Genomic DNA, 2,220 nt, shown 5'->3' with positions numbered 1-2,220 from the left:
AATGGTGACTCCCTGATCGGGTAGCACCGCCTGGCGTGTCCGGGGTGGATGGCCTCCGGCTTCCACCCCGGACACGTCCTGTCGGGCCCGGGTAAGAGAACTCCGCGGCCATGACCGACGGCGTCGAGCTGTCGTGTGCACCCGACAGCTCGACATGCTGGGGACGGACCGTCGCCCCGTTTCGCCACCCGGTCAGCGTGCCTGCGGGCGTCCCCTTGCGGATCGAGGTGGAGGTCGAGCCGGCAGGCCCGGGCTGGGTCTTCAGCCGCTGGAGGTACGCGCTGGGAGACAGATCCGGGATGAAGGGGATGACCGGCAGGCGTTGTTCTAGCGCCGGTGAGCATGCCGGCGGGCGGCCGGTTCAGAGGCCGAGGAGGCGGCGCAGCCAGTCGATGCGGGCCTCGCGCGCGTTGCGTGAGATCGCCGTGTCGGGTGCGAGCAGGTCGAAGCCGTGGAACCCGCCGGGCCAGACGTGCAGCTCCGCCTGGCCGCCGGCCGCCCAGATCGCGGACGCGTAGGCGACGGCCTCGTCCCGCATCGTCTCCGCCGAGCCGACGTCCAGGAAGGCCGGGGGCAGCCCGGTCAGGTCCGTGGCACGGCCGGCGGCGGCGGCGGGTACGTCCGGGCCGCCGACCCGGTCGCCCAGCAGCGCCGCCCAGCCCTGTCCGTTGGCTTCGCGGTTCCAGATGCCGGGCCCGGACATCTGCAGCGTCGACGGCAGATTGTTGCGGTCGTCGAGCATCGGGCACATCAGCACCTGGCCGATCGGAGCGGGCCCGCCGCGGTCGCGTGCCAGGTGGGCCAGTGACGCGGTCAGGCCGCCGCCGGCGCTGGATCCGGCGATGACGATCCGCTCCGGGTCGCCGCCGAGTTCGGTGGCGTGCTCGAAGACCCAGCGCAGACCTGCGTAGCAGTCCTCGACCGGCTCGGGGTAGGGATGCTCGGGAGCGAGGCGGTACTCCACTGACGTGGCAACGAGACCAAGCCGCGCGCACCACTCGGCCACGACGCTGAACCCCAGCCGGCGGTCACCGACCGTCATCCCACCACCGTGCACGAAGTACACCAACGGCAGCGCGGCGCCGCGTTGCGCGTTCGCCGGCCGGGCCACCAGCATCGTCAGGTCCGGCGCCCCCGCCGGGCCTGGAACCGTGATGTCCCGCGACTCGACGGCGCCGCCGGCGGTCAGATCCTCCAGCTGGAGCACCCTGAGGGCGCGGACGCGCCGTTGCGCCATCGTCGTCGGCGAGTTCGACCCCGTACCAAGGGCCGCCAGATTGGCCAAGGCGGCGGCGACCTGCCCGTCGAGCGGCGGCAGTGGGCCGACCCGCTGGCCTTCGGCGGCGACGTCGGTGGTGTGGGACACGCGGTTCTCCTGATCTCTAGATCTCGCGGATCGCCGTGCGCGCCGGGGGCGGACTCAATGGCGCTTTGGCCGGTCGACGCGTGGGCGGGTCAGCCGCCGAGCAGGCGGCGCAGCCAGCCGCGACGGGCGGCAACCGCCGCCCGGGACAGGGCCGCGTCGGGGACGAGGCCGGTGAACCCATGGAACCCACCGGACCAGACATGCAGCTCGGCCCGGCCGCCGGCCTGTTCGGGACGCGATCCCAGACGCCGACTCCGGCCATCTGGGCGGCGGAGACCGGCCTCGCACTCCGCGTCGGACGGTGGGGGGCCCGCCGGCGCGTCGGTTGGCCGGGACGCGTCCGACCATCCGGTCACCGCGCTCGCCGATCCGTCGCCACCACATACCTATGTATGATTTCGGTCACCACAGAAGCGTTATATCCCCACAGTCGGGGCGGGGTCGACCCATGCCCCCGCTCGGGACCAGCCCACCGCACGCACCGACTTGCCGTCGCGGACCGTGCGGCGACAAGCGCGGCCTCCGTCACGCGAGGTGACTCGACTCCAGAAGGTGAACGCGATAGCGTCAGATAATTAAGAACAGCAAGTGGCATTGTCGCCTTGGACTCGCTTTCCGCACACGCGTGTGTGGTCGCAGGTCCGCGCGTTGACCATCTGGTCATGGGATGCGTCGCCGCAGGTCACGGCACCGCGTACGGAAGACGGTCCTAGAGTCGCGCAGGACGGAACGCGGTCCACCGTCCGCGGCGCTCTATGACAGAGAGTAATGGTTGATGGACGTCGGTGTGTACTTCGATATGCGCAACCCGCGCCGGTGGCGCCGGGACCCGGCCGAGCTGTACGGCGCCTTCC

The 2,220-nt window shown here is 71.5% G+C and carries 2 protein-coding genes; both read right to left on the bottom strand.

The window, feature by feature from the left end; genetic code table 11:
• Window positions 1-361: 361 nt before the first annotated feature.
• The gene (locus C1A33_RS24015) at window positions 362-1,366 is read right to left on the bottom strand and encodes an alpha/beta hydrolase (RefSeq protein ID WP_243407889.1); all 1,005 of its coding nucleotides are present in this window, start codon (window positions 1,364-1,366) and stop codon (window positions 362-364) included.
• An 89-nt stretch (window positions 1,367-1,455) separates the two neighbouring features.
• The gene (locus C1A33_RS38430) at window positions 1,456-1,722 is read right to left on the bottom strand and encodes an alpha/beta hydrolase family protein (protein ID WP_207770467.1); all 267 of its coding nucleotides are present in this window, start codon (window positions 1,720-1,722) and stop codon (window positions 1,456-1,458) included.
• Window positions 1,723-2,220: the final 498 nt, after the last annotated feature.

Source organism: Frankia canadensis, from assembly GCF_900197875.1.
Classification (GTDB): domain Bacteria; phylum Actinomycetota; class Actinomycetes; order Frankiales; family Frankiaceae; genus Frankia; species Frankia canadensis.
This window is presented reverse-complemented; position numbering and strand designations above follow the sequence as displayed.